Genomic DNA, 21,754 nt, shown 5'->3' on the forward strand with positions numbered 1-21,754 from the left:
CGACACCTGTGGCGCGGGCATCGGCCGTGACGTCGATCCGCGTTGCGGCGCTCGTTACCGTGCCCGACGGGACGGCCGACAGGGTCGCGTCGAGCCGGGCGAGCCGCCCGGCCGGAAGGCGTGCATCCTCGGCGCTCACCGTCGCGTTGACGCGCGGCGAGGTGACCGGCCCCGTGACACGGGCGTCGACGGCGAGCCGCCGGATCTCGGCACCGGACACGGAGGTCCGGGTCTCGGAATTCGGCAGGTTGCCCGCCGTGATCCGGAGGTCGGCCATCTGGTCCGCGTTCATGCTCCCGCTGATGTCGAGCCGCGCCGCGGCGGCGGTCAGCGTGATTCCCGGGACGGTCACGGCCCCGTCGTCCCCGTAGGTGGCGCCCCCGGTCAGGCGGGTTGTGCCCGCGAAGACGGGCGCCACGACGCCCGGCAGGAGCCCCGAGATCTCGGCCGTCATGTCGAGCGCGAGCTGGCGTGCAGGGCCCTGCCGGCGCACGGTTGCGCCGCCTCGTGCGCCGATGCCGGGCCCGGCATCGAAGGCGAGGCGGGAATCGAACGAGTCCAGCGTTCCCGAGCCGGTCAGGTCGAGGCGGACTGGCGGCAGGCCCGGGATGTTGATCGCGCGTGCGAGGAGACCGCCCGCGGGCTCGTCCAGCTTGAGCTCGAGGTCCAGCCGTTCGCCCTGGGGCACGAGCCCCAGCCGGGCGACGAACTCCCCGCCCGCATCGAGGCGGCGGGCATCGAACCGCAGATCGAGCCCCTCGGACGGATTGCCGAGGCGCGCGGCTCCCGTCGCCGTCAGTCGCGCCGCCGCGCCCAGGACGGGCTCGCCGAGAACGAGCTCCGCGAGGGCGAATTCCTTGATCTCGACCCGCACCGGCAGCTCGGGCAGGAGCGGCTGGTCCTCGCCCTCGACGGGCGTCTCGGCCGGGAGCGGGCGGCGGGCAATGTCGAGGATGCCGATCTCGAGCCGGTCGATCTCGAGGCGTCGGGACAGCAGGGCCAATCGCCGCCACACGATGCGCGCCCGGTCGAGCTTGAGCCACACGCCATCCCGGTCGGAAATCTGGATGTCCCGGATCGTTGCATCGGACGAGAGCGCGCCATCGATCGCTCCGATCGACACGCGGGTGGTCGGCGTCGAGAGGGCCCGGGAGATCAGGCTCGCCAGGATGCCCTTCTCCTCGTCGGCCGCCCGGGTGACGAGCGTCAGGCCGCCCAGCAAAACGAGGACGAGGCAGAGGAGAGCGAGAAGCGTCCGGCGGAAGGGCATCAGAAGGCCTGGCCGATGCTGACGTAGAGCACCGCCTCCTTATCGCCCTTCCGCGGGTTCAGCGGGAAGGCGACGTCGAGGCGCACGGGGCCAATCGCCGTCACGTAGAAGACGCCGAGACCGGCCGCCATGCGGGTATCGCCGAAGAATTCCGGGAACTGCGACGCGTAGGCGCCGCCGGCATCGAAGAAGGGCACGATGCCGATGCTGTCGGTCACCTTGATGCGGGCCTCGATCGAGGAATCGAACATCGAGCGTCCGCCGATGGTGAACCCGAACGGGCCGAACGGGCCCACGCTCTGGAAGCGGTAGCCACGGATCGATCCCGCCCCGCCCGCATAGAAGCGGTAGTTGGACGGGATCAGCTGGATCTCGTTCGGGGCGTCCAGGAAGCCGCCGCCCCGGATCCGACCGGCGAGGACGAACCGTCCTTCCTCGTCGAGCGAGTAATAGGCCGAGGCGGATGCGGTCGCCTGCGTGAAGGCAACCGACGAACCCATGAAGGCCGGGTAGGGCGTGATCGCGGCAGAGACGCGATAGCCGTGCGTCGGGTCGAGGGGATTGTTCGTGTTGTCGAACTGCATCGTGAGCGGGACGCCGATCAGCGTGTAGTCGACATTCGAGATGACGTCGCTCGTGCGGCCGCGCTCGCCCTTGATGCCCACGGTGGCGGACAGGGTCTCGTCGACGCGGTAGCGAAGCGCGCCCGTTCCGCCGGCGAGCCGGGCCGTGTAGCCGCCGAAGCGCCCGCCGCCCGTGCGGTAACGCTCGGCGAGGCCGTCCACGAGGAGGTCGAAGCGAGAACCGTCGAGGGCCGGCTTCAGGAAGCTCACCGTGAAGCGGGCGCCCAGGTCCGAGAGCTTCCAGTCCCCAATATCCTTGATGCGCGTCCCGTTGTTGCGCGGGGCCAGGAAGGCGTCCGCCTGGAGCCGCAGCCGTTCCGCGCCTCCGAACAGATTGCGGTTCTCGTAATAGACCCGACCGGTGGGCCCATCGATGGTGGAATAGCCGAGCGCGTACCCGGCGGCGTTCACGGCCCGATCCGTCACGTCGACGAAGATCGGCAGGTTCCCGTTGCGATCGAGGTGGTCGCTCTCGCGGATCCGGACCGACCCCGCGGCCGGAATGGAGGCGATCGACTTGCGCATCGAGTCGAGCCGCTCCGGCGAATAGGGCTCGCCCTCTTCCAGATAGATGAAGGAGCGTACGATCTCCGGGTCGAAGTTCTGGGGACCGTGGAGCGATACCGGGCCGATTCCGGCCTGTGGCCCCGGATCGACCAGGAAGGTGACATCCATCGTGTCCGCCGCGTGGTCGACCACGGGGGCCGGGGGCGGCGACTTCACGAGCGGATAGGATCGCCGGCGGAAATGGTCGATCAGCCTCGCGCTCGCGGCGCGGACGCGCGACGCCTCGGCCGGATCGCCTGCCTCCAGCCGAGCGACATACGAGGGGAGTTCCTCGGGCGGGAAAGGCTGGCGGGTGCGCTGGTCCAGCACCTGGACGTTCCGCATGCGGAAGAGCGGGCCCGTCTCGGCCACGATCTTGACGGGCACCCGGGCGCGGTTGCGGAGTGCATTGGCGGCACGCACGGCGGCCGGGCTCTGGAATTCCCCGATCCGGACCGGCACGCCCGCGATGTCGATGGCGACCGTGGCATCGTAATAACCCGCGCCCCAGAGGGCATCGATCAGCGGGGCGAAATCGGCCGTGGCGCGCTGGAGCAGGGTCTCGCCCTCCGGCGGGGCGTCCTGGCGCAGGCGGTAGAGGTTCGAGGCGTCCTGAAGCCGGTTCTCGACACCGTCGTCGCCGCGCACCTCGAAGGTGACTTCGTAGGGAAGCGTGGACGCCGACGGGGCCGGCGGCTCGTCCGATCCGAACAGGCCGAAGAAGTCGAAGGCCAGTGCCGGGCCCGACGGAGGGATGACCGAAAACGCTGAAAGTACAAAGGCCGCGGCGATGCTCCTTCGCCAAGGCCGGTACGCAAAAGCCATTCACCCTCCCGCCGCCGCACAGGCCTGGATGCCTGCTCGGCGGGTCGATCTCTTCACCCCGGGTTGCCAGCGGAGGCTAGCGCTCATCGCGCGAGAAGGCCACGCCGCGCGGGCTGTCCGTTCGCATTCCCGGTCCGGGATGTCACCCGCGCACCACACAATCCGTCCGGGTCTCGCGTAATATTGATCACCGGCTGAGGGGCGAGCCGGCGGTCTCGGTGATGTCGAGTTTGAGCAACAGATCGGATACGGCGCCGCCCAGCGAGGACTGGCGGACCCGCGTCGATGAGGGCGATGCGGCCGGCCCGATGCCGGAGGATTTCGCGCGCGCCAACGAGAAGGGAAGGGGACGGCAGGCCCAGGAGCCGCGGGACATCCCGCCCCTCGGCTGGCAGGACGTCCTCTGGCGCGTCGCCAAGGCGATCCCCGAGGATCGTGTGCTGGCGACGGGCGGGAGCGTGGCTTTCTTCACCCTGCTCGCAGTTTTTCCGGCAATCGCCGTGGTGGTGTCGCTCTACGGCCTCTTCGCCGACGCGCGGACGATCGGCGATCATCTCGTCCTCCTCGCCGGCATCCTGCCGGCGGGCGTGCTCGACCTGATCCGGGGCCAGGTCATCGAGGTCACGACGAAGCAGACCCCAGCCCTGTCCCTGGCCTTCGGGATCAGCTTCGTGGTGGCCTTCTGGAGCGCGAATTCCGGCATGGCGGCGCTCTTCGATGCGCTGAACGTCGTCTATGGCGAGCGGGAGCGGCGCAGCCTGGTCCGGTTCTACGGCACGACCTTCCTGTTCACGCTCGGGGCTGCATTCTTCGCCCTCGCGGCGATCGGCGGCGTCGTCGTGCTGCCCGTCATGCTCAAGCTCATCGGCTATGCCGGATCGGCGGAACTGATCCTGTCGGTCGCGCGCTGGCCGGTGCTTCTCCTGGTCGTGATGCTCGGCCTCGCGGTGGTCTACCGCTTCGGGCCGAGCCGCAGGTCGCCGCAATGGCAGTGGGTGTCCATCGGGTCGATCGCGGCTGCGCTGCTCTGGATTGGCGGCTCGATGATCTTTTCCTGGTACGTCGCGAGCTTCGATTCCTACAACAAGACCTATGGCTCGCTCGGTGCCGGCGTCGGCTTCATGATCTGGATCTGGCTCTCGGTCGTGATCGTGCTCGTCGGGGGCGAGATCAACGCCGAGATGGAGCACCAGACCGCGCAGGACACGACCGAGGGGCCCGAGAAACCGCTCGGCGCGCGCGGCGCCACGATGGCGGACCATGTCGGGCCGGCGCAGGCATAGATCCGCTCAGCCGCCTTGACTCTCGTCCTCCGGGACCGCGACACTCCGTTCCGACCACGACATTCCGACCGCGACATGGGGATATGATGCGACGCGCACTCGCCGCCTGCTTTTTGACGGCCTTTTTTGCGGCAGGCCCAGCCTGGGCCGACAAGGCCTCCAACTCGATCCGCTTTGCCTACGATCAGGTGCCTGAGAACATCGATCCCTATTTCAACAACCTGCGGGCCGGGGTCATCATCAGCCAGCATGTCTGGGATACGTTGATCTACCGTGACCCTGTCAACGGTGAGTACAAGGGCCAGCTCGCGACGGCCTGGAAGTATATCGACGACAAGACTCTGGAGATCGACCTCCGCACAGGCGTGAAGTTCCACGACGGGAGCGAGTTCACAGCCGAGGATGTCGTCTTCACCCTGACCTACGCGTCCAAGCCCGAGAATAGGGCAACCACGCAGGCCAACGTCAATTGGATCGAGCGGGTCGAGGCGGTGAATCCGCAGAAGGTCCGCATCTACACCAAGCAGCCGTTCCCGGCCGCGATCGACTATCTCTCCGGCCCGCTCGTCATGCATCCGGCCAAGTACTACGAGAAGGTCGGTCCGAAGGGCATGAACGAGAAGCCGGTAGGGTCGGGGCCGTTCCGCGTGACGAGCCACGTCATCGGCAAGTCGCTGATGCTGGAGCGCAATCCGGACTACTTCAAGGATTCCCCGAAGCCATCGGCCAAGGTCGGCAAGCTCGAGATCCGGTTCATTCCCGACCGGCAGACGCAGATGGCCGAGGTGATGGCCGGCGGCCTCGATTTCATCATGAACGTGCCAAAGGACCAGGCCGAGCAGATCGGCGCCGTGCCGGGTTTCCAAGCCAAATCGGGCGAGACGATGCGGGTCGCCTTCCTGCATTTCAACACGCTCCCGGACGGCCCGGTCGAGGCATTCCGGGACGAGCGCGTCAGGCGGGCCATCAACCACGCGATCAACAAGGACGCGCTGACCAAGGAGCTGGTGGGCGGCGGCTCGCGCGCGCTCGTCACGCCGTGCTTCTACGGTCAGTTCGGCTGCACCGCGGACGGCGCGACCCGCTACGACTACGATCCCGCCAAGGCAAAGGCCCTGCTGAAGGAGGCCGGTTTCGCGAACGGCCTGTCCTTCGACTTCTACGCCTATCGCGAGCGCCAGCAGGCAGAAGCTATCATCAACGATCTGCAGGCGGTCGGCATCAAGGCCAACCTGCGCTTCCTCCAATATGCCGCCATGCGCGACCAGATGCGGGCCAACAAGGTCGGGCTCGCGTTCCAGACCTGGGGCTCGAACTCGGTCAACGACGTCTCGGCCTCGACGCCGGTCTATTTCGGCGGCGGAGCCGACGACGTGAGCCGCGACGCGGAGATCCAGGGCTTCCTGCGCACGGGCGACACCTCCGTCGATCCGGAGGCCCGCAAGGCCGCGTACAAGAAGGCGCTGGCGCGAATCACCGAACGTGCCTACACGGTGCCGCTCTATACGGTGCCGAACCACTATGTCGCGTCTGCGAACCTGACCTTCAGGGTCTATCCGGACGAGACGCCCCGCTTCTGGGAAATGAGCTGGAAGTGAGGCCCTCGGGAGGGGCCCGCGGCCTCTCCCGTGCCCTTGAGGCGGCCCAGAGCAAATCCATCGCGCCCGGTGCATCGGCGAGACGAGGCAAAATTTGATCGGTTTCATCGTCCGCCGTCTCGCGGTCGCAATCCTTGTCGGGCTCGCGGTATCGATCCTGTCCTTCGCGCTCGTCCGGCTCACGGGTGACGTTGCCACCGCGATCGCGGGCGAAGGCGCACGCGACGAAGACATTCGCCTCGTGCGCGAGACCTACGGGCTCGACCGCCCCGTCATCGTTCAATATCTCGACTGGCTTGCGGGCCTGGTGCGAGGCGAGTTCGGGACGTCGTACTTCTTCAAGTCGCCGGTCATCGATCTCGTCCTCGACAAGCTTCCCACGACGCTCATCCTGGGGCTCCTGTCCTTGCTGTTCGCCCTCGTGGTGGCGGTGCCGCTCGGCGTGATCGCGGCGCTTCGGCCCAACAGCTGGATCGACCGCTTCGCGCTCGGGATCGCGGTGCTCGGCCAGGCGATGCCGAACTTCTTCTTTGCCCTGCTGCTGATCATGCTGCTGTCGATCACGCTGCGCTGGCTGCCCGTATCGGGCTCCGGGACCTGGCTGCACTTCGTGATGCCGACGATCGCGCTCGGCTATTACGTGACGCCGGCCTTCATGCGGCTGATCCGGGCGGGGATGATCGAGACGTTGAACTCGGACTTCATCCGGACCGCGCGGGCGAAGGGCGTGTCGCGCCCCCGCGTCGTGCTCCGTCACGGCCTGCGCAATGCGCTGACGCCGATCGTGGCGCTGGCCGTGGTGCAACTCGGCTACCTGCTCGGCGGATCGGTCGTGATCGAAACTGTCTTCGCGCTCGATGGGCTGGGCTATCTCGCCTACCAGTCCATCACTCACAAGGACCTGCCCGTGATGCAGGTCGTCGTTCTCTTCCTCTCGATGCTCTACGTTCTGCTGACCCTGTTTGCCGACGTCCTGAACGCCTATCTCGATCCCCGCCTGAGGGCCGGGATGTGAGCGCGGAGATCGCCTCGCCCCAAGATGCCGCGCCTCCTGCCGGGGGCCGGAAACGGAGCTGGCTCAGGCATCGCAGCCTCGTCATAGGCGGCGGGATCCTCGCCGCCATCATCCTGGTCGCTCTGCTTGCGCCGCTGATCTCGCCGCACGATCCCTACGCGCAGAACCTTGCGAGGCGGACGGTGCCCCCCGTCTGGTACGCGAAGGGCACCTGGGAGCATCCGCTCGGCACGGACGCGCTCGGTCGGGACTACCTGTCCCGGACCATCTACGGCGCCCGCATCTCGCTCCTCATCGGCGGAGCGGTGGCGCTTCTCTCCGGCCTGATCGGGACGGCACTCGGAGTCGCGGCCGGCTATTTCGGCGGCCGGGTCGACCTCGTCGTGACCTTCCTGATCACGGTGCGGCTCGCGCTGCCCGTGATCCTCGTCGCGCTCGCGGCCGTCGCCGTGCTGGGTGGCTCGCTGCCTCTCGTCATCCTGGTCCTTGGCCTTCTCAAGTGGGACCGCTTCGTCGTCGTGATGCGCAGCGCCACGCAGAAGGTCCGCTCGTTCGACTTCGTATCGGCCGCCCGTTCGGCGGGCGCCTCGACCCCTAGGATCATCTGGCGCGAGGTTCTGCCGAACGTCGTGCCCTTCCTGATCGTCACGGCGACCCTGGAGGCCGCGAGCGCGATCCTCCTCGAGGCGGCGCTGTCGTTCCTGGGGCTCGGCGTCCAGCCGCCGCTTCCCTCCTGGGGGCTCATGATCTCCGAGGCGAAGCCGTACATGTTCTTCTCCTTCTGGATGATCGCGATCCCGGGCACCTGCCTGGCCATCCTGATCTTCGCCGTGAACATGCTCGGCGACGGTCTGCGTGACGCCATCTCGCCCGACGCTGGTGACAAATCATGACCCGCCAAGCCGCCATCGCCCGCGCTCATGCGCATTTCGACGAGGGCGAGTTCCTCGCCGACCTGAAGCGCCGCGTCGCGATCCCGACGGAGAGCCAGAACCCGGAGCGCGCGCCGGAGCTCCTGCGCTACCTCAAGGAGGAGATGGAGCCCGCCTTCGAGAGGCTGGGCTTCACCTGCCGGATCCTGGAGGAGCCGAAGGCCAAGGGGCCGTTCCTGTTCGCCGAGCGGATCGAGGATCCCTCGCTGCCGACCATCTTCGGCTACGGCCACGGCGACGTGATCCGCGGGCTGGACGATGCATGGGAGCCGGGCCTTTCCCCCTGGACGGTAACCGAGCGCGGCGACCGTTGGTACGGCCGTGGCGTCGTCGACAACAAGGGCCAGCACGCGATCAACCTCGCCGCGCAGGCCGCGGTGCTGGCCGAGCGTGGCAGCCTCGGCTTCAATGCCAAATGGCTGATCGAGATGGGCGAGGAAACCGGGTCGCCGGGTCTGAGGGAGGTTTGCGCCCGCCACCGCGACCTCCTCTCCTCTGACGTGCTGATCGCCTCGGACGGTCCCCGGCTCAACGCCGAGCGGCCGACGATCTTCCTCGGCTCGCGGGGCGGCGCCTCCTTCGACCTGTGGATCGACGCCCGGGAGGGCGGCCATCATTCCGGCAACTGGGGCGGATTGCTGTCCAACCCGGCCGTCCAGCTCTCGCACGCCATCGCCTCGATGGTGGGCCCTACGGGTCAGATCCGCATCCACGAGCTCGTACCGAAGCACGGTCTGCCGGAGGCCGTCCGGCGGGCGCTCGCCGATTGCGAGCTCGAGACGGGGCCGGGCGCGCCGGAGATCGACCCGACCTGGGGCGAGCCGGGCCTGACCGGTCCGGAAAAGGTCTTCGGCTGGTGCGCGCTCGAGATCCTGGCCATGGAGGCCGGGACGCCCAAGACGCCCGTCAACGCCATTCCCCCGCGCGCCTGGGCCCGGCTGCAGCTTCGCTTCGTGGTCGATGTCGACATGGCGGATATCGTGCCGGCGGTGCGTCGCCACCTCGACCGTCATGGCTTTGCTTACGTCCAGGTCGCTCCGGCGCGCGAAGAGGTTTTCCCCGCCACCCGCCTCGATCCTGAGAATCCCTGGGTCACCTGGGCGCTGGGATCCATCCAGGCCACGACGGGCAAGAAGCCCGCGCTCCTGCCAAATCTCGGCGGATCGCTCCCGAACGATGCCTTCTCCGAGATCCTGGGCCTGCCGACGATCTGGGTGCCGCACTCCTATCCAGGCTGCTCCCAGCATGCGCCGAACGAGCATGTGCCCGTCGGCCTCGTGCGCGAGGCGCTCGGCCTCATGGCCGGCCTCTACTGGGATATCGCCGAGAGCGGCATCGGCAAGGCTCCGGCGTAGTCTGCCTAGTTCGACTCCAGCGCTTCAAGGTCTGAACAAATTCTAGGCAGGCGCAGCGCGCCTGCTTCTTAGGCAGGAGGCCGCCGCCTGCCTGCTCCTTTGTTCCTCTTCTGGCACAGCGCTTGCGCTCCTCTTGTGGGCTGCAGGCCAGCCAGAGTTGAGCATCGGAGACTCACGCAATGACAATCACGAGAAGGGGAGCATTCGGCGCGCTTGCGGGCGCCGCCATGCTGGCGGGCTCGGCTGGGGCAGCCTTCGCGCAGGACACCATCAAGGTGGGAGTCCTCCACTCGCTTTCGGGCACGATGGCCATCAGCGAGACCACGCTGAAGGACACGATGCTCTTCCTCATCGACGAGCAGAACAAGAAGGGCGGGCTGCTCGGCAAGAAGCTCGAGGCGGTCGTCGTCGACCCGGCTTCCAACTGGCCACTCTTCGCCGAGAAGGCGCGCGAGCTGATCTCGCAGCACAAGGTCGCGGCCGTGTTCGGCTGCTGGACCTCCGTGTCCCGCAAGTCGGTTCTGCCGGTCTTCAAGGAGCTGAACAACATCCTCTTCTATCCCGTCCAATACGAGGGTGAAGAGAGCGAGCGGAACGTGTTCTACACGGGCGCTGCCCCGAACCAGCAGGCAATCCCGGCCGTCGATTATCTCGCGAAAGAAGAGAAGGTGCAGCGCTGGGTCCTGGCCGGCACCGACTACGTCTACCCGCGCACGACCAACAAGATCCTTGAGGCGTACCTGAAATCCAAGGGCGTCAAGGACGAGGACATCATGATCAACTACACGCCATTCGGCCATGCCGACTGGCAGACGATCGTGGCGGACATCAAGAAGTTCGGCTCGGCGGGCAAGAAGACCGCCGTCGTCTCGACGATCAACGGCGATGCCAACGTGCCGTTCTACAAGGAGCTTGGCAACCAGGGCATCAAGGCGACCGACATCCCGGTCGTCGCCTTCTCGGTCGGCGAGGAAGAGCTCGCGGGCATCGACACGAAGCCGCTCCTCGGCCACCTCGCGGCCTGGAACTACTTCCAGTCGATCGACACGCCGGCCAACAAGGATTTCATCGCCAAGTGGCAGGCCTTCAAGAAGAACCCGAAGGCGGTGACCAACGACCCGATGGAAGCTCATGTGATCGGCTTCAACATGTGGGTGAAGGCGGTCGAGAAGGCGAAGACGACCGATCCCGACAAGGTCATTGACGCGCTGCCCGGCATCGAGGCGCCGAACCTGACCGGCGGGACCTCGAAGATGCTCGCCAACCACCACATCACCAAGCCGGTCTTCATCGGCGAGATCAAGGACAACGGCCAGTTCGACGTCGTGTGGAAGACCGACGGCCTCGTCCCGGGCGACGCCTGGTCGAAGGAACTCGAGGGCTCGAAGGACCTCGTGGCCGATTGGGTCGAGAAGAAGTGCGGCAACTTCAACGCGAAGACGGGAAAGTGCGGCGCGTAACGCGAGCGCCCGCCTCTCCCGTTTGAGGGAGCCTGCCCTCGGGGCTGACCCGCGGGTCGAGGCGCCCGCGGTAGCGGGCCACCGGGTGAGGGGCGTGCCGTCTCACCCAAACCTCTCCCCGCCGGGGAGGGGGCGTGTCGAGCCCGGCCGCGCGGTCGGCCGGGCAGCTGGTCTGAGCTTCAAACCTTCACCCAGCCCTCTCCCGCTCGGAGAGGGAACGCGTCGCAGCCTTCGGGGCTGCCGGAGTTTTCGATGCGAGGCCTTCTCGCGACCATTCTCCTCTGCCTGTTTGCGGTCCTGGTCGGCCCTATCGCCCCCGCCCGCGCGGATCCCTATACGGACGCGCTCGCGCGCTTCGCGGCGGACAGCTATTCCGACACGGAGGCCGGGATCGAGGGCGTCGCGGCGAGCGGCAACCCGCTCGCCGTCGAGGTTGTGTCCGCCCTCCAGGCAGGCCGCCTCCTGGTTCGTGCCTCCGACAAGGCGGTTTTCCTTCGCGACCCATCCGGCGCCCTGAAGGACGCCCGCACCGGCCAGTCCTCGGACGTGAATGCTGCGGACCTGAAGGCGGTGCGCGTCAACAACCGCGTGCGGCGCGCCATCGACGCGGCGATGGGGCAGCTGACATTGCGTGCGCCCGACCCTCGCCGCCGGATCGATGCCGCGGCCGCGGTGTTCAAGTCGCGGGATGTGGGGGCGCTGTCCGCGATCGACGGCGCCATCGCGGCCGAGCAGGATCCCGACGTGCTTCGCGCCTTCCGTGAGGCGCGCGCCTCCATCACGCTCGCCAAGCCCGACGCCTCCATGGCCGACCAGGTCGGCGCGGTCGAGGTCCTCCGTGCCAAGGGGGACCGGGAGGCGTTGGCGCTGCTGCGGCAGATTCCGGCCAATGCCCCGGAAGACGTGAAAGGACTCGCCAACTCCGCCGCCAGCTCCATCGAGAACCGGCTCGCCCTGCTGCAGCGCGCGCAGGATGTCGCCTACGGGATCAGCCTCGGCTCCGTGCTGCTGCTCGCCGCGATCGGCCTCGCCATCACGTTCGGCGTCATGGGCGTCATCAACATGGCGCATGGCGAGATGGTCATGCTCGGCGCCTACACGACCTTTGTCGTGCAGGAGGTGATCCGCACCCGCTTTCCTGAACTGTTCGGGGCATCGCTCTTCATCGCGCTTCCCCTGGCCTTCCTTGTCGCAGGCGCGGTCGGGGTCCTGATCGAGCGCACGGTGATCCGCTTTCTCTACGGCCGCCCGCTGGAGACCCTGCTTGCGACCTGGGGCATTTCGCTGATCCTGCAGCAGGCGGTGCGGTCGATCTTCGGTGCGCAGAACCGCGAGGTCGGCACGCCCGCCTGGATGTCGGGCTCGGTCGACCTCTGGGGCCTGACGCTCACCTGGAACCGCATCGCCATCGTGGTCTTCGCGATGGGCGTCTTCGTCGCGCTGCTGCTGGCCCTGAAGCGCACGAGCCTCGGCCTGCAGATCCGCGCCGTCACCCAGAACCGCCGCATGGCGGGCGCGATGGGCATCAAGACCGACTGGGTCGACGCCATGACGTTCGGGCTCGGCTCCGGGGTCGCGGGCATCGCGGGCGTGGCGCTCAGCCAGATCGACAACGTCTCGCCCAATCTCGGCCAGGGCTACATCATCGACAGCTTCCTGGTGGTCGTGTTCGGCGGGGTCGGCAACCTCTGGGGGACGCTGGTCGGCGCCATGGCGATCGGCATCGCGAACAAGCTCCTCGAGCCGGTCGCCGGGGCGGTGCTGGGCAAGATCCTGCTGCTCGTCGCCGTGATCCTCTTCATCCAGAAGCGCCCGCGCGGCCTGTTCGCGCTCAAGGGCCGGTTCGTGGAGGCGTGAGGGTGGCTCTGATCGTCGCGCCTCTCCTCTCCCCGCCGACGCGGGGATCGGTCGAGCAGCCCGCGCCAGCGGGCGCCCGGGTGAGGGGCAGGGAGCCGCGGCCCTACGATCGAGGCCCCTCATCCGGTCGCGCTTGCGCGCGACTCGACTTCTCCCCGTCCGGGACGGGGAGAAGAGAAGGCGTTTCCTCATGACCTCCCCCCGCCTCCTTCTCGGCCGCACCGGGTACGTCTTCCTCGCGATCGTGCTCGCCGTCGCGGTGCTCGTGCCGCTGTCGAACCTCGCGCTGCCGGCCGGCTCGCCGCTCCACGTGCCCGACTATCTGGTCCCGCTTCTCGGCAAGTATCTCTGCTACGCGCTGCTCGCGCTTTCGGTGGACCTCGTCTGGGGCTACGCCGGCATCCTGTCGCTCGGCCACGGCGCGTTCTTCGCGCTCGGCGGCTACGCCATGGGCATGTACCTGATGCGGCAGATCGGGACGCGCGGCGTCTATGCGCATCCGACGCTGCCGGACTTCATGGTGTTCCTGAACTGGAAGGAGCTTCCCTGGTATTGGTGGGGCTTCGAGCACTTCCCCTTCGCGGCCCTCATGGTGCTGTTGGCACCTGGCCTCCTCGCCTTAGTGTTCGGCTGGTTCGCGTTCCGCTCGCGCGTCACGGGCGTGTATCTGTCGATCATCACCCAGGCGATGACCTATGCGTTGCTGCTCGCCTTCTTCCGCAACGACATGGGGTTCGGCGGCAATAACGGGCTGACCGACTTCAAGGACATCCTGGGCGCGCCCGTGCAGGCGCAGACGACGCGCGCGGCGCTCTTTGCGCTCTCGGCGCTGGCGCTGGCGGGCGGCTTCCTCCTCTGCCGCTTCATCGTGACGTCCAAGCTGGGCAAGGTGCTGGTCGCGATCCGCGATGCCGAGAGCCGGACGCGGTTCATCGGGTACCGGGTGGAGAACTACAAGCTCTTCGTCTGGACCGTCTCGGCCATGCTGGCCGGCGTCGCGGGCGCGCTTTACGTGCCGCAGGTCGGCATCATCAACCCGTCCGAGTTCGCGCCCGCCAACAGCATCGAGACGGTGATTTGGGTCGCGGTCGGCGGCCGCGGCACGCTCGCCGGCGCCGCGCTCGGCGCGCTCGTCGTCAATGCCGGCAAGACCTGGTTCACCGGGATGCTGCCCGAGCTCTGGCTGTTCGCGCTCGGTGCGCTCTTCGTGCTGGTGACCCTGTTCCTGCCCAAGGGCATCCTCGGCACCTTCACGGAATGGTGGACCGGCCGGCGGAGGGCTGCGGTTGCCGAGATCGAGGACGAGGACGGCGTGGTCCGCCCCGTCGATGCGCGCGGCGCCCCGGTGCCGGCCGAGTAGCCGCCATGCAGACCACCACCACGCCCTCCCTGCTCTATCTCGACGCGGTCTCGGTCGTGTTCGACGGCTTTCGGGCGTTGAACAACCTGTCGCTCGCCATCGACGAGCACGAGATGCGCGCCATCATCGGCCCGAACGGCGCGGGCAAGACAACCATGATGGACGTCATCACGGGCAAGACGCGGCCGACCTCCGGCCAGGCGAGTTTCGGGGGCGGCAAGTACGACCTGACCAAGCTCGACGAGGCCTCGATCGCGCAGCTGGGCATCGGTCGAAAATTCCAGACCCCGACCGTGTTCGACATGCATACGGTCGAGGACAACCTGCGCCTTGCCCTGAAGGCGGATCGCCGCGCCTTCCCGACCCTGTTCTGGCGCGAGAGCCGCGCGGAGCGCGAGCGGGTGGAGTCGCTGCTCGAGCGCGTCCGGCTCAAGGATCATCGCGCCCGCAGGGCCGCCGAACTCAGTCACGGCCAGAAGCAGTGGCTGGAAATCGGCATGCTGCTGGCCCAGGAGCCGAAGCTGCTCCTCGTCGACGAGCCGGCTGCCGGCATGACCGACCAGGAGACGGCCGACACGGCCGACCTCCTGCGCGAGATCGCCAAGACGCGTGCCGTGGTCGTGGTCGAGCACGACATGGTGTTCGTGCGCGACCTCGGCGTGAAGGTCACCTGCCTGCACGAGGGCTCGGTCCTCGCCGAGGGCCCGCTCGACCAGGTCAGCGCTAACGAGCGCGTGATCGAAGTGTATCTGGGACGGTGAGGGTGGCTCGCGCCGTCATTCCGGGGCGATGCGCAGCATCGAACCGGGAACCCACATCCAGACTCCGGAGCCCCATCGTGGGTTCCGGCTCTCCGCTGCGCTTCGGCCGGAATGACAGCAGATGCTGAACGTCGAAAACGTCACCCTCTTCTACGGCGCCGCACAGGCGCTGCGCGGCGTCTCCGTCGAGGCGAGGCCCGGCCAGGTGACCTGCGTGCTTGGCCGCAACGGCGTCGGCAAGTCGTCGCTGATGCGCGCCATCGTCGGCCACCGGCCGATCGCGGGCGGGTCGATCACGCTCGAGGGGCGGGATATCGCCCGCATGAAGCCCTATGATCGCGCCCGCAATGGCATCGCGTATGTCCCGCAGGGCCGAGAGATTTTCCCCCTGCTGACCGTGCGCGAGAACCTCGAGACCGGCTACGCGCCTCTCAAGCGGGGTCAGCGCAGCGTGCCGGACGAAGTGTTCGAGATCTTCCCGATTCTGAAATCGATGATGAACCGGCGCGGCGGCGACTTATCAGGCGGTCAGCAGCAGCAGCTCGCCATCGGGCGCGCCCTGACGACCCGCCCGAAACTGCTCGTGCTCGACGAGCCGACCGAGGGCATCCAGCCGTCGATCATCAAGGATATCGGCCGGGCGATCTCGTACCTGCGCGAGCGCGGCGACATGGCGATCCTCCTGGTCGAGCAGTATTTCGAGTTCGCGCGCGACCTCGCGGACCGCTTCATCCTGATGGAGCGCGGCGAGGTGGTCGTGTCCGGCGGCAGGGCCGAACTCGCAGGCGACGATGTCCGGCGTCGCATGGCGATCTGACGGTCGCGAGCGGGCCAGAGTCATAGCCGGGCTTGTCCCGGCCACCCCGATATTGTTTGCACCCCCGAGCCGATCCGCGATCGGCCCCTCCTCTGCGCCGACGGCTCGATTGATCTCGCATTTTTCCGAACGGGGTGGCCGGGACAAGCTCGGCCAAGACACCGTTCAGCAATCAACCCGCCGCCAGCGGGCCGATGCCCGCATCGCGCTCGGCGTCGAGCGGCTCGGGGCTGCGACGCGCGTCGTGCGCATCGCCGAGACCGGCTCGGCGCGCCTGAGATTGCCCAAGACCGAGGGGCCGGCGCTGGAGGCGGTCACCATCAACACGGGCGGCGGCATTGCGGCCGGCGACCGCTTCGCAACGCATATCGAGGTGGGAGGCGGCGCCCAACTGGTCGTCACGACGGCCGCGGCCGAGAAGATCTACCGCTCCGAGGGCGACACGGCCGAAATCGCGACGACGATCCGAGTCGCGAATGAGGGGCGCCTCGACTGGGTGCCGCAGGAAACCATCCTCTACGACGCAGCGCGGCTTCGGCGCTCGCTGGAGGTCGCGCTGGAGCCGGGCGCATCGGCACTCCTGTTCGAGGCGACCGTTTTCGGCCGGGCCGCCTTCGGCGAGACGATGCGCAGCGGGGCCTATGCGGATCGCTGGCGCATCCGCCGCGGCGACCGCCTCGTCTATGCGGACACGCTCCGCATCACGGGCGTCATCGCCGACCAGCTCGCGAAGCGCACGACGGCCTTCGGCCGCCGCGCGCTTGCAACCATCGTCTATGTGGCGTCGGATGCGGAGAGCCGGATCGAGGAGGCCCGTGCGGCTCTCGAGGACGGTGAGAGCGAGCGTGGCGCGAGCGCCTGGGACGGACTGCTTGCCGTTCGCTTCCTCGCGCCGGATATCGAGACGTTGCGGCGGGACGCCGCACGCTTCATGACTCTGTTCCGCGGCCAGAAGCTGCCGCGTGTCTGGCATCTCTGACGGAGCCGTTCGTGAACCTCACGCCGCGCGAAAAGGACAAGCTGCTCGTCGCCATGGCCGCGATGGTGGCCCGCAACCGGCTGCAGCGGGGCGTGAAGTTGAACCACCCCGAGGCGATCGCCCTCATCACCGATTTCGTTGTCGAGGGCGCGCGGGACGGCCGCTCGGTCGCGGAACTGATGGAGGCGGGCGCACATGTGCTCACGGCCGATCAGGTGATGCCGGGCGTGCCCGAGATGATCCACGACATCCAGGTCGAGGCCACGTTCCCGGACGGCACCAAGCTCGTCACCGTCCATCATCCGATCCGCGGAGCCGCGTCCGAGGACGTGCCCGGGAAGGTGACGACGCAGCCGGGCGAGATCGTCTTCAACGAGGGCGCGGAGCGCACGATCGTGACCGTCGCCAATACGGGCGACCGGCCGATCCAGGTTGGGTCCCACTACCACTTCTTCGAATCGAACCCGGCATTGCGCTTCGACCGTGAGTTGGCGCGCGGAAAGCGGCTCGACATCGCCCCAGGAACCGCGGTGCGGTTCGAGCCGGGCTCGACGCGCGAAGTCGTGCTTGTCCCGTATGGTGGAAAGCGCGAGGTCTATGGCTTCCGCCAGGACGTGATGGGGCAGGTATAGGCCGCGCCATGGCAGGGTCCCTCCGACGAGCCAGCCTTGCTGGTCTTTCTGCCTTCGGCGTCGGGGTCGCGGCGCCGGCGCTCGCGTTCGACTGCGCCCAGGCGAAGAGCAAGGTCGAGCGAGCGATCTGCGGCGACCCGGCCGCAAAGGCCGCCGATGACGCGATGAGCGCCGCCTTCGACAAACTCCGGGGCACTCTCTCCGGCGCGGAGCTGACGGCTCTGGTCCGGAACCAGCGGGCCTGGCTGAAGATGAGGGACCTGCGTTGCCAGAGCGACAGCGCCCTCGCGTCCTGCCTCCGCGAGCGCAATCTCGTCCGGGCCCGCGCGCTCTCGGCGGAGCCGGATTCCGGCCCCGGTACTCCGAACCCGCTCACGCCCGTGATCGTCGATCGCCCCGGCGGCAAGTACACCTACGCTGTGAACCTGTTCCTGTTCCGCTTCCCGGCGCCGAAATCCCCGGCCGAGAACCTGCTGAACGGGAAGGTTCGCAAGATCGTGGCCGAGGCGCCGACCAAGACAGGCGATCCTGCAAGCGCCACGCCCTACGAGTGGGAACGGAAGGCCCGGATCGCATATGCGTCGGATCGCCTGCTCTCGATCCGTATCGATGGCTACGAGATGAGCGGCGGGGCGCATCCGAACCCCTCCCTCGCGACGATCAACATCGACATGAAGTCGGGACGCGAACTGTCGATCGGCGACTTGGTCGATGGCGCGAACCGGAACGCGATCGTGTCGATGTGCGAGGAGCAGGTCGGCAGGCAGCTGCGCGAGAAGATCAGGGAAGGCGGCGACGATCCGGATGGCCCCGAAGGGAAGGCAATGCTGCAGGATCTTGCCGGCGACGCGAAGAAGGGCGTCGCAGAGACGCTGGGTGACCTCGCGAACTGGACCTTCGGCGGGAGCTCGGTGGAGGTGACCTTCATGCCCTATTCGGTCGCTCCCTACGCGCTCGGGGCGTTCACCTGCACGATCTCCTATGGAGAGCTGCGGCGGCTCGCGAAGCCTGGCTTTCCCTTGCCATAGGGTCGATCGGAGCAGAGTTTTCGGGCGGGCGCCACGCGCCTGAGGCGGGCTGAAGCCCGCCGGGATGTTGGTGAAATCAGGCCCGCAGAGGCTGGAGCCGAAAGGGAGAAAACATGCAGCGGTCTATCGAGGGCGAGGTCGCCTGGGTCACGGGCGCCGGATCAGGCATCGGCGCCGCCGCTGCAACTTCGCTCGCGTCGGCAGGCGCAAAGCTGGTGCTCAGCGGCAGAAGGCCAGAGGCTCTGGAGGAAACGGCCGCAGCAATTCGTCAGAGCGGCGGAGAGGCTTTCGTCGCGGCAGCCGATATGAGCCGGTCCGAGGATGTGGAAAGGGTGGCCGGCACGATCCGGGAGCGCTTCGGGCGCTGCGACATCCTGGTGAACTCGGCGGGCCTGAACGTGCCCAAGCGGAGCTGGGAGGAGATCGAGGCTGCCGGTATCGATGCCGTGATCGGGGCCGACCTCAACGGCCCCTTCTATTCATCCCGAGCCGTCCTGCCGATGATGCGAGAGCGACGGTCTGGCCTCATCATCCAGATCTCGTCTTGGGCGGGCCGCTACGTTTCCCGCCTGACCGGGCCGGCCTATTCGGCCGCGAAGCACGCGCTCGTCGCCCTGTCCGAAAGCATCAACCAGGAAGAATGCGGGAACGGCATCCGGTCCTGCTGCATCTGCCCGGGCGAGGTCGCGACGCCGATCATCGATAAGCGCCCGATCCCGGTCACGGCCGAGGACAAGGCCCGCATGCTGCAGATGGAGGACATGGCGGAGACGATCCTCTTCGTCGCCCGCATGCCGGCGACCGTCTGCGTGAACGAGATCCTGATCAGCCCGACCTGGAACCGCGGTTATCTCGAGGGCGTGAAGCTGTAAGGGGACGGCACCCTCCTCGTCCGCTGTCCACACGGGGCCGAAGCTTCGCTTCCGATGCTCCAGTTGCTGCCGCAGCGCGCTCCCCTTACGTTCGGGGCGTAAAGTAAGGCGAAGCGATGAAAACCTTCGAAGCGACCGTGACCTCGAAGGGCCAGGTGACGATCCCGGCGAAGCTCCGCTCCGCGCTCGGCCTGAAAAGCGGCGACAAGCTCGTCTTCCGCCGCAGCGAGGAGGGAAGGGTCGAGGTAGAAGCCTTGTCGGCCTCCCTTGGTGATCTGATCGGCATCGTCTCGCAGGCGCCGACCACCGTCGACGGGGATCAGATCGCACGCTGGATTGAACAGAGCCGGACCGCTCGATGGCGGTCCGGACGGCCGTGATCGGGCTTGATACGAACGTCCTTCTTCGGGCGCTGATCGATAAGAGTGTCTGGCCAGACGACAGTCCCGGCCATATGCGCGCGGCACGGGACCTAGTCCTTACGAGCGGCGAGACCTTCTACGTCAATTTGGTCGTGCTCGTGGAGAGCGTGTGGGTGCTTGAGAATCCACTGGCGCAGCCGAAGCCGGTGTTGATCGACATCCTGGAGAAGCTCCTGTCGGCCGCAAACGTCGTCCTTGATCATCGCGAAGCCGTCGCAGCAGCGCTCGACGGCTTCCGACGTGGAAAGCCTGGCTTTACGGATCACCTGCTTGGACAGGTAAACCGGCACGCGGGATGCGAGGCGACCGTGACCTTCGACGCACGCATGCGGCGAAGCGAGCTGTTCCGCCAACTCAAGCCGAAGACCCGATGAGCGAGGCTCCGAAGTGACCAACTCCCGACCGCCCGCGTCCCTCCCCCGTTCGGCCTATGCCGACATGTTCGGCCCGACCACGGGCGACCGCATCAGGCTGGCCGACACATCGCTGGTGATCGAGGTCGAGCGCGATCACACGACCTATGGCGAGGAGGTGAAGTTCGGCGGTGGCAAGGTCATCCGGGACGGGATGGGGCAGAGCCAAGCGCCCAACTTCGCGGGCGCCGTCGACACCGTGATCACCAACGCCGTGATCCTCGATCACTGGGGCATCGTGAAGGCCGATATCGGCATCTCCGCCGGGCGGATCGTAGCGATCGGCAAGGCCGGCAATCCCGACGTGCAGTCGAACGTCGACATCATCGTGGGCCCTGGCACCGAGGTCATCGCCGGCGAGGGCAAGATCGTCACGGCGGGCGGCTTCGACAGCCACATCCACTTCATCTGCCCGCAGCAGATCGAGGAGGCGTTGATGTCGGGCGTCACGTCGATGCTCGGGGGCGGCACCGGCCCGGCGCACGGCACCTTCGCCACCACCTGCACGCCCGGCCCGTGGCACCTCGCCCGCATGATCGAAGCGGCGGATGCCTTTCCGATGAACATCGGCTTTGCCGGCAAGGGGAACGCGTCGCAGCCGGCGGCGCTCGAGGAAATGGTGCGGGCGGGCGCCTGCGCCATGAAGCTGCACGAGGATTGGGGAACGACGCCCGGCGCGATCGATTGCTGCCTGGACGTCGCCGACCGGTTCGACATCCAGGTGATGATCCATACCGATACGCTGAACGAGTCGGGCTTCGTCGAGGACACGATCGCGGCCTTCAAGGGCCGCACCATCCATGCCTTCCACACCGAGGGCGCGGGCGGCGGGCATGCGCCGGACATCATCAAGGTCGCGGGCCTGCCGAACGTGCTGCCGTCCTCCACGAACCCCACGCGGCCCTACACGAAGAACACCATCGACGAGCATCTCGACATGCTGATGGTGTGCCATCACCTGTCGCCCTCGATCCCCGAGGACCTCGCATTCGCGGAAAGCCGCATCCGCAAGGAGACGATCGCGGCCGAGGACATCCTCCACGATATCGGCGCGCTCTCGATGATGTCCTCGGACAGCCAGGCCATGGGCCGCGTCGGCGAGGTGATCATCCGGACCTGGCAGACGGCCGACAAGATGAAGCGCCAGCGCGGCCCGCTTCCCGGCGAGACGGGCGACAACGACAACCTGCGCGCCCGCCGCTACGTGGCGAAGTACACGATCAACCCCGCCATCGCGCACGGCGTCTCGAGGCATATCGGCTCGGTCGAGGTTGGGAAGCTTGCGGATCTCGTCGTCTGGTCGCCGGCCTTCTTCGGCGTGAAGCCGGATTGCATCATCAAGGGCGGGGCGATCGCGGCCGCCCCGATGGGCGATCCGAACGCCTCCATCCCAACCCCGCAGCCCGTGCATTACCGCCCGATGTTCGGGGCATTCGGGCGGGCCCGGATGCAAACGTCCCTGACCTTCGTGTCCGGCGCCGCGGTCGAGGACGGGCTCGCGCACCGGCTCGGGGTCGGAAAGCAGCTCGTGGCGGTCGAAAATGTGCGGGGCGGCATCTCCAAGAAGAGCATGGTCAACAACGACGCGACCCCCGTGATCGAGGTCGACCCGGAGACCTACGACGTTCGTGCCGACGGCGAGCTTCTGGTCTGCGAGCCGGCCGAGGTGCTACCCATGGCCCAGCGCTACTTTCTGTTCTGAGGCG

The 21,754-nt window shown here is 67.5% G+C and carries 18 protein-coding genes and 1 pseudogene; 17 read left to right on the forward strand and 2 right to left on the reverse strand.

Annotated features, from left to right (window positions below):
* Both ACO2SS_RS23365 and ACO2SS_RS23370 read right to left on the reverse strand, forming a co-directional pair.
* Positions 1-1,270: pseudogene (locus ACO2SS_RS23365) on the reverse strand (hypothetical protein); the annotation flags it as partial.
* The gene (locus ACO2SS_RS23370) at positions 1,270-3,264 is read right to left on the reverse strand and encodes an autotransporter assembly complex protein TamA (protein WP_423280249.1); all 1,995 of its coding nucleotides are present in this window, start codon (positions 3,262-3,264) and stop codon (positions 1,270-1,272) included. The pseudogene ACO2SS_RS23365 and the gene ACO2SS_RS23370, both read right to left, overlap by 1 nt.
* 230 nt (positions 3,265-3,494) lie before the next feature.
* On the opposite strand from ACO2SS_RS23370, the gene ACO2SS_RS23375 reads away from it, so the two are divergent.
* The 17 genes from ACO2SS_RS23375 to ureC all read left to right on the forward strand — a co-directional run bounded on the left by ACO2SS_RS23375 (position 3,495) and on the right by ureC (position 21,750).
* Positions 3,495-4,547: a YihY/virulence factor BrkB family protein gene (locus ACO2SS_RS23375; RefSeq protein WP_423280250.1), complete on the forward strand. Its 1,053-nt coding sequence runs from the start codon at positions 3,495-3,497 to the stop codon at positions 4,545-4,547.
* 83 nt (positions 4,548-4,630) lie between these two features.
* Positions 4,631-6,145 (forward strand): ABC transporter substrate-binding protein, encoded by a 1,515-nt coding sequence (locus tag ACO2SS_RS23380; RefSeq protein ID WP_423280252.1) that lies wholly within the window; start codon positions 4,631-4,633, stop codon positions 6,143-6,145.
* A 94-nt stretch (positions 6,146-6,239) separates the two neighbouring features.
* Positions 6,240-7,160, forward strand: coding sequence for an ABC transporter permease (locus ACO2SS_RS23385; RefSeq protein ID WP_423280253.1), 921 nt, complete (start codon positions 6,240-6,242; stop codon positions 7,158-7,160).
* Positions 7,157-8,053, forward strand: coding sequence for an ABC transporter permease (locus ACO2SS_RS23390; RefSeq protein ID WP_423280254.1), 897 nt, complete (start codon positions 7,157-7,159; stop codon positions 8,051-8,053). The genes ACO2SS_RS23385 and ACO2SS_RS23390 overlap by 4 nt, the downstream gene beginning before the upstream one ends.
* A complete protein-coding gene (locus tag ACO2SS_RS23395) occupies positions 8,050-9,447 on the forward strand; it encodes a M20 family metallopeptidase (protein ID WP_423280256.1) in 1,398 nt (465 codons plus the stop codon). Before ACO2SS_RS23390 ends, ACO2SS_RS23395 begins: the two co-directional genes overlap by 4 nt.
* Positions 9,448-9,674: 227 nt before the next feature.
* Positions 9,675-10,907 carry an urea ABC transporter substrate-binding protein gene (urtA, locus tag ACO2SS_RS23400; RefSeq protein ID WP_423280338.1) on the forward strand — a complete coding sequence of 411 codons (1,233 nt, stop codon included), beginning with the start codon at positions 9,675-9,677 and terminating at the stop codon, positions 10,905-10,907.
* Positions 10,908-11,159: 252 nt separating this feature from the next.
* Positions 11,160-12,764: an urea ABC transporter permease subunit UrtB gene (urtB, locus tag ACO2SS_RS23405; protein ID WP_423280257.1), complete on the forward strand. Its 1,605-nt coding sequence runs from the start codon at positions 11,160-11,162 to the stop codon at positions 12,762-12,764.
* 190 nt (positions 12,765-12,954) lie between these two features.
* The gene (urtC, locus tag ACO2SS_RS23410; protein ID WP_423280258.1) at positions 12,955-14,124 is read left to right on the forward strand and encodes an urea ABC transporter permease subunit UrtC; all 1,170 of its coding nucleotides are present in this window, start codon (positions 12,955-12,957) and stop codon (positions 14,122-14,124) included.
* Positions 14,125-14,129: 5 nt separating this feature from the next.
* Entirely contained in the window at positions 14,130-14,885 is a 756-nt protein-coding gene (gene urtD / locus ACO2SS_RS23415; protein WP_423280259.1) for an urea ABC transporter ATP-binding protein UrtD, read from the forward strand.
* Between the two features lie 121 nt (positions 14,886-15,006).
* Positions 15,007-15,702, forward strand: a complete 696-nt coding sequence (urtE, locus tag ACO2SS_RS23420; RefSeq protein WP_423280260.1) for an urea ABC transporter ATP-binding subunit UrtE — start codon at positions 15,007-15,009, stop codon at positions 15,700-15,702.
* Between the two features lie 109 nt (positions 15,703-15,811).
* Positions 15,812-16,681: an urease accessory protein UreD gene (locus tag ACO2SS_RS23425; RefSeq protein ID WP_423280261.1), complete on the forward strand. Its 870-nt coding sequence runs from the start codon at positions 15,812-15,814 to the stop codon at positions 16,679-16,681.
* Positions 16,682-16,692: 11 nt separating this feature from the next.
* Positions 16,693-17,313 (forward strand): urease subunit gamma, encoded by a 621-nt coding sequence (locus tag ACO2SS_RS23430; protein WP_423280262.1) that lies wholly within the window; start codon positions 16,693-16,695, stop codon positions 17,311-17,313.
* An 8-nt stretch (positions 17,314-17,321) separates the two neighbouring features.
* Positions 17,322-18,341 carry a lysozyme inhibitor LprI family protein gene (locus ACO2SS_RS23435; RefSeq protein WP_423280263.1) on the forward strand — a complete coding sequence of 340 codons (1,020 nt, stop codon included), beginning with the start codon at positions 17,322-17,324 and terminating at the stop codon, positions 18,339-18,341.
* Positions 18,342-18,454: 113 nt separating this feature from the next.
* The gene (locus ACO2SS_RS23440) at positions 18,455-19,213 is read left to right on the forward strand and encodes an SDR family oxidoreductase (protein WP_423280264.1); all 759 of its coding nucleotides are present in this window, start codon (positions 18,455-18,457) and stop codon (positions 19,211-19,213) included.
* Between the two features lie 116 nt (positions 19,214-19,329).
* Positions 19,330-19,593 carry an AbrB/MazE/SpoVT family DNA-binding domain-containing protein gene (locus ACO2SS_RS23445; protein WP_423280265.1) on the forward strand — a complete coding sequence of 88 codons (264 nt, stop codon included), beginning with the start codon at positions 19,330-19,332 and terminating at the stop codon, positions 19,591-19,593.
* On the forward strand, positions 19,572-20,009 hold the full coding sequence (locus ACO2SS_RS23450; RefSeq protein ID WP_423280266.1) for a PIN domain-containing protein: 438 nt from the start codon (positions 19,572-19,574) through the stop codon (positions 20,007-20,009). Before ACO2SS_RS23445 ends, ACO2SS_RS23450 begins: the two co-directional genes overlap by 22 nt.
* A gap of 13 nt (positions 20,010-20,022) precedes the next feature.
* Positions 20,023-21,750 (forward strand): urease subunit alpha, encoded by a 1,728-nt coding sequence (gene ureC / locus ACO2SS_RS23455; protein ID WP_423280267.1) that lies wholly within the window; start codon positions 20,023-20,025, stop codon positions 21,748-21,750.
* Positions 21,751-21,754: the final 4 nt, after the last annotated feature.

Source organism: Enterovirga sp. CN4-39, from assembly GCF_049446235.1.
In the GTDB taxonomy this organism is placed as follows: Bacteria; Pseudomonadota; Alphaproteobacteria; order Rhizobiales; family Beijerinckiaceae; genus Enterovirga.